Origin of the sequence: Westiellopsis prolifica IICB1 (assembly GCF_004323185.1) — a bacterium.
GTDB lineage: Bacteria > Cyanobacteriota > Cyanobacteriia > Cyanobacteriales > Nostocaceae > Pelatocladus > Pelatocladus prolificus_A.
Genome location: NZ_NAPS01000001.1, coordinates 837,912 through 843,611 on the forward strand (window position 1 = coordinate 837,912; position 5,700 = coordinate 843,611).

The window sequence follows — 5,700 nt, forward strand, 5'->3', positions numbered from 1 at the left end:
CCCACTCACCCCCGCCCCTCTTCATGATTATCATTATCTATAAAATTATTTCCTGAAATACTCAAGTATTTAAAGCCTTATTAAGTATTATAAATTACTTTATACTCAATATATAGTTACTTGATAACTATGTAATAGTTAATACTTTTATTCTACATATTCAGTGTTTATCCAGCTAGGTGCAAGATATCAGTTAAGAGCCGTCTTTCTGTGAATTAGGTTAAAACTTAGATTTACTTGCGCCATCCAACAGAGGCGCACGTTAAATTCGTTCTTTGAATCTGGGATAACGAGGACGACATGGTGTCCCCCAACACACTTGTGCAGGTGGCAAATCAGTAAAAACACTGCTACGAGCGCCAATGACTGAATTTGCACCAATTTGAACCCCAGCGCCAACAAAGCAATCTGCTGCTAACCATACCCCATTACTGATGCAGATACTCGCTGTTTTTAACCCGAAGGCTGGATCATACAGATCATGACTACCAGTACACAGGTAGCTTTTCTGGGATATTACGCAATGTTCACCGATATGTATGTAATCCAGACTGTATAAAACGACGTCATCCCCAATCCAGCTATAGTCACCGATTGTGATTTTCCAAGGATAGGTGAAGCGAGCAGTTGGTCTAATGAACACACCTGCACCAACACGAGCGCCAAATAAACGTAATAAACCACAACGCAGACCATTTAACGGGTGAGGAGTCAGAGGAAAAGCGATCGCCTGCACAAACCACCACAGCAGAACATACCAACTGGGACGCCCACGGTCAAACCAAGATTGGTCATATTTGCGTAAGTCTATAAATGCTTGATCATTGGTCATTGGTCATTAGAGACGCGATGAATCGCGTCTGTACAATGGTCATTTGTCATTTGTCCCTTATCCCCGATCCCCAATCCCCTTAGATAGATTTAGTATTGAGTTTGCCGCCACAGTGGCGTAATTCGTGGAGTTTAACTGCTATTTGATATTCATATTGGCTCAATAGTCTTGCGTAAATATATCCAGCTCTACCATCCAAAAAACCACGCTGGATAAAATAGAACAACACAAATCGCAAAAATGGTTTAAATGGTAGTCGCACCCAAATTCTTTTTAAAAAGCGTTTGCGCTGTACGGCGTCACCAAAGAATTTCGCGCCTATTGTACCGTGATCATGATTCTCTGTAAGCAAATTATAGTAAACACGGGCTTCCCAGTTAGAATAACGGTTGTGGCGTTCTAACCAATGGAAAAGATCACGAAAATCCTCGTGAATCATATCGTTTCTGAGATATCCAACTTTTCCATCTAAGATGACGTGTTCGTGAACTTCGTTATCACCTGTATTTGGAATATCTTCTGTATGAAGGTTTTCGTAACGCCCTTTTTGATGCTTAAATAAACGCAAATTCCAATCTGGATATTTACCACCGTGGCGAATCCATTTACCTAAGAAAAATACACGGCGATTCAGATAGTAGCCATTATATTCTGGATTTTGAATTGCTTGGGCAATTTCTTCCCACAACTCAGGGGTGATACGCTCATCGCAATCTACGATTAAAACCCATTCGTTGCGAAAATTTAGATTTTCTAAAGACCAATTTTTCTTTTTAGGCCAGTGTCCATTGAAATAAAATTGCACGACATTTGCACCAAAATTTTTCGCAACTTCGGCGCTTTGATCACTACTTTGCGAATCTACTATAAAAACTTCATCTGCTCTTTGGACACTAGCAAGACAAGCAGGCAAGTTTGCTTCTTCATTTTTAGCTGGAATTATTACAGAAACTGGTATTTTAGAAGATGACATAATATGTTTATTAATAATTAGTGATTAGTAAGAGCGTACAAATGTGCGCCTGTATAGCACCTAATCGCCAATGAACATTGTACAGACGCGAGGAACATCGCGTCTCTATTGACCATTGACTCTTTTTGATAACAATCCTGCGATCGCAGCATTTAAATAACCAATCTGACCATAGGCGTAAACAAGTTTATCGAATCGTTCTGCTGGATCAGCAAAATATTTAACTGCTTTATATAAACCACGTGAAAAACGTTCGCTACCACGTTGTAGCTGACCGAAACCTGCTGTACCTGCTAGTTGTTCTCGGTAACACTCGCTAATACCTTGCCACCAACCGCGATTTAAAAACCAAGAAGGTTTTAGACGTTCGGGGGCTACATTATGAAATACATGGGCTTGCGGTAAATACATAACTTGCCAACCTCTTTGGAGAGCAAGTTCGGTCATGTGTAGTTCTTCGTTGGATAATAAATTTTTACCTACGCGCCCAAGCTGAGGATCAAAACCGCCTATTTCTTCTAAAAAACTGCGACGTATTGAGTAGTTTAAACCTCTGGGAGTTAAACCAGGCTTGTCTATATAAACTGTGTTGTCACCTAGATCATATGCTCCTAAATTAGCGGCTAATCCTTGAGATAACCACCGTGGTGCTTGCATTCCCTCTGACCATAACAAGCTGACTTTACCACCAGCGATCGCTAATTTTGGGTTATTTTTATAGGCGTTATCTAAAACTTGCAGCCAACCTTGGCTTGCTACAGCATCATCATCAAGGTAAGCTAGAATTTCACCGCTTGCAACCTGAGCGCCTGTATTCCGAGCAACAGATAGACCAACAACAGGTTCAAAAACATACTTGAGGTGGGGATGATTTGCTCTTTGTTCTACAACATAACTGGTGCGATCGCTAGAACCATTATCCACCACTATTACTTCAAAGCCATTAGCAAAATCTTGCGTTAGGAGGCTATCTATAGCAGTACCTAAATAATTATCTCGATTGTGAGTACAGATAATGGCAGAGATTGGCGTATCTGGCATAGGAAGTTTTTGGTTTTGCAATTGGTTGTTGAATTTTTATTGATTGTTGGTTGTTGATACTAACTATAAAAATTCAATCTTGCCTGTTCTGGAGCTAATCTATACCAAAGAATCCTGACTCACCAACCGAGTTTTTTCGGAAATCACCCTGATATCTTGACGTAAGATGCTCATAATTAAATTTGCTATCACCGCAAATTAAAAGTTTTGAAGCTTGATTCGGAAATTACTTATTACTTAATTTATTGACATTGAATGTGACCATGTAACACCACAAGCGTTTCAGCTAGTTGTGCTAGACGAGTTTCTAAGTATTGTTTGCGTCCTAATAATTGACGTAACTTTTGATAACGTGCGATCGCCATACTCACACTTGCAACCTGATCCGGGGGACAGGGACGCGTCCACACTGTACCAGAAGCATCTAAACCACACAAACGATAGCCAGCAGAGGATGATTGAGAATATATTTTTGCTTGTTGAGCGCAAATTTGTTCTACGTAGTCCATCAAGTGGTTGACTTCTGCATGACGTAATGTGGCGCTTCCTTTGGGTTCGTTGTCTGTGTGTGACTCTAACCAACCATTAACTATTGGCCCTTCTAGATAAACGTCTTGGATTTGTCGCACGATTGTTTGCAGTTCTGCTTGCCAAGCGCCAACAATTTCTTGTATTTCTTGTAACAAATTCATGGCCAATGCAGGGTTGGCTGCATTGCGATGGTTGGTAAAGCTAGGAGTTTTAAATTTCGGTAGACTTGGTGTTTTGTAACCGTTTTCTTCTACTGAGAATGTTTGGACACAGTCGTGATGAAACTGGGAATAATCTTGTGATTGCTCATCATATTCATCTTCGGATTGGATATCACCATTTTCTGACTTTTCTATTTCACCAACACTGATCCGAAACGATAAAGACTGCTTATTTACTTCTGATGACTCAGGAGTGGTGGTATCGCGATTTCCTAAATCGTGTAGAGTAGCCTCAATACGCTTTAAGCCTGCTTTCATAATGGGTATCTCTAACTTTTCTGTGACTTGTGATTGCGGATGATGCTGAATTGATAGTTGGGATTTTTGACTTTTCCCAATAGTTACATCAATTAAGATGCTGAGTGTTAATTTTATCTCTTAAAAGTTATTTGGGGTCAACAATCTCATCCCTAAAGTGAAAAATTATGGTAAAGGTTTAAATCCCTAGTTTATTCAAGATATTCAGGAAACGGCTCAAAATCAAGCCAATGATTGAGAATATTGGGAAGTTAGTGTTTTGCAGGTTTTCCTCCTTGTAGTAGCTGGGATCACTTATGAGGTAAGGGTAATGCTTATTTCTCTGTTTTAATTTATAAATTCCCTTTTCTCATTTTATTTTTAACTTTGTGTTATGAGATTTTTATAATTGGGTTTCTGAAGCAAAAAATGAATCAAATCATCTTGGTGACTGGACCGGCGCGTTCTGGTAAAAGTGAGTGGGCAGAAGCTTTAGCAATACAATCAGACAAACCAGTAGTTTACATAGCAACAGCTAGTCGTGATCCTGCTGATGAAGAATGGCTGCAACGTATTCAACAGCATCAGCAACGACGCCCTCTAGATTGGATGACAATAGAAGTACCAGAACAATTGTCTGATACTCTTGCCCAAATGCCACCGAACACCTGCGTTTTAGTTGATTCTTTGGGAACTTGGGTAGCTAATCTACTCTCTCAGGAAGAAGCAATCTGGGAAAAGACTATGCAAGAGTTTTTAGAGACAGTGCAACTAGTAGCAGCCGATATGATTTTTGTTGCTGAAGAAACAGGATGGGGTGTGGTACCCCCTTATCCCATGGGCAGAACTTTTCGCGATCGCTTAGGTGGATTAGTGCGATACTTAGGCACAATCTGTGAACCTGTTTATCTAGTCACTGGTGGTCATGTTCTCAACCTCAGCTTACTTGGTTCACCGCTGTTTGGGGAGCGGGGAAAGGGGAATAACTACGATGACCAATGACCATTGTACAGACGCGATTCATCGCGTCTCTAATGACCATTCTTAAGAATTAATTCCAAATTGAGTATCTAAAATCTAAATAGAATTAATGCTATGGCATCTAAAAATGAAGTTAAAAAATATCTAGCTTACTGGCTTCAGTTAGGCAAAAAAGTCATCATTAATAATGGTGCAGAAGTTTTATTACCCAAGTCTGTTGTTGCAGGCGATCGCTATAGTGATGAATTTGAAGAATGCTGGCAGAAAATTATTTCTGAACAAGCAGGTGACTGTCATCTTGAAGGTACGAGCGAAACTATTGGCGAATTGCTAACATCCGCTTGGGAAATGTATCCCTGTTCGCGGTGTACAATGCCTATACCTGTGAGAAATATGGGTATGCCTGCTGATTCCTGTCCATGTAATGATATATCTGGCTGGCCAAATACAGAAGTTCCTCTTCCTAGAGAACCAGTGAATAGTCAAATACAGTTAAAATTGATTCGCGATCGCGTTACAAAAACGAATGAACTTTCTCATCATTCTAATAGTTAATTTTTGCATGAATTGATTTGGTTTAAATATTTTTCAATTTATTTGATGTTTGTAATTTTAATGAACCCGGTTTATGAAAAAACCAGGTTTTTTAAACATTAGGGATGCTCCCGTTGACTTGCAAGCGATTTGATCAGCCACAACATCCCCGTTATACCATTTCACGTTAATCGCGATACATATAAATTTGTAGAGACGCGAAATTTCGCGTCTCTACACCGTCTGTATTTGTATCAAGATTTTCGTGAAATGGTATTACCCCTTCGTCCCTAATCCCCGATCCCCGTTACCCCCAATCCCCGATCCCCGATCCCCGATCCCCTCAATTC

General features: G+C 40.0%; 6 protein-coding genes. 2 read left to right on the forward strand and 4 right to left on the reverse strand.

Translation table 11 applies throughout. The annotated features are described in order from the left end of the window. Window positions 1–262 precede the first annotated feature (262 nt). The 4 genes from hpsU to B4U84_RS03635 form a co-directional block, all read right to left on the reverse strand. Window positions 263–832: a hormogonium polysaccharide biosynthesis acetyltransferase HpsU gene (gene hpsU / locus B4U84_RS03620; RefSeq protein WP_131115593.1), complete on the reverse strand. Its 570-nt coding sequence runs from the start codon at window positions 830–832 to the stop codon at window positions 263–265. A gap of 79 nt (window positions 833–911) precedes the next feature. Continuing rightward, window positions 912–1,805 (reverse strand): glycosyltransferase family 2 protein, encoded by an 894-nt coding sequence (locus tag B4U84_RS03625; protein WP_131115595.1) that lies wholly within the window; start codon window positions 1,803–1,805, stop codon window positions 912–914. Window positions 1,806–1,910: 105 nt separating this feature from the next. Then, entirely contained in the window at window positions 1,911–2,846 is a 936-nt protein-coding gene (locus B4U84_RS03630) for a glycosyltransferase family 2 protein (RefSeq protein WP_044451645.1), read from the reverse strand. Between the two features lie 242 nt (window positions 2,847–3,088). After that, entirely contained in the window at window positions 3,089–3,856 is a 768-nt protein-coding gene (locus B4U84_RS03635; protein WP_044451644.1) for a hypothetical protein, read from the reverse strand. Window positions 3,857–4,264: 408 nt separating this feature from the next. On the opposite strand from B4U84_RS03635, the gene cobU reads away from it, so the two are divergent. Continuing rightward, on the forward strand, window positions 4,265–4,837 hold the full coding sequence (gene cobU, locus B4U84_RS03640) for a bifunctional adenosylcobinamide kinase/adenosylcobinamide-phosphate guanylyltransferase (protein ID WP_131115597.1): 573 nt from the start codon (window positions 4,265–4,267) through the stop codon (window positions 4,835–4,837). A 93-nt stretch (window positions 4,838–4,930) separates the two neighbouring features. Continuing rightward, window positions 4,931–5,371: a hypothetical protein gene (locus B4U84_RS03645; protein WP_131115599.1), complete on the forward strand. Its 441-nt coding sequence runs from the start codon at window positions 4,931–4,933 to the stop codon at window positions 5,369–5,371. Window positions 5,372–5,700: the final 329 nt, after the last annotated feature.

Coding starts and splice junctions, on each gene's coding strand:
- hpsU (WP_131115593.1), bottom strand. CDS start 832: ATGACCAATGATCAAGCATTTATAGACTTACGCAAATATGACCAATCT.
- cobU (WP_131115597.1), top strand. CDS start 4,265: ATGAATCAAATCATCTTGGTGACTGGACCGGCGCGTTCTGGTAAAAGT.
- B4U84_RS03625 (WP_131115595.1), bottom strand. CDS start 1,805: ATGTCATCTTCTAAAATACCAGTTTCTGTAATAATTCCAGCTAAAAAT.
- B4U84_RS03630 (WP_044451645.1), bottom strand. CDS start 2,846: ATGCCAGATACGCCAATCTCTGCCATTATCTGTACTCACAATCGAGAT.
- B4U84_RS03635 (WP_044451644.1), bottom strand. CDS start 3,856: ATGAAAGCAGGCTTAAAGCGTATTGAGGCTACTCTACACGATTTAGGA.
- B4U84_RS03645 (WP_131115599.1), top strand. CDS start 4,931: ATGGCATCTAAAAATGAAGTTAAAAAATATCTAGCTTACTGGCTTCAG.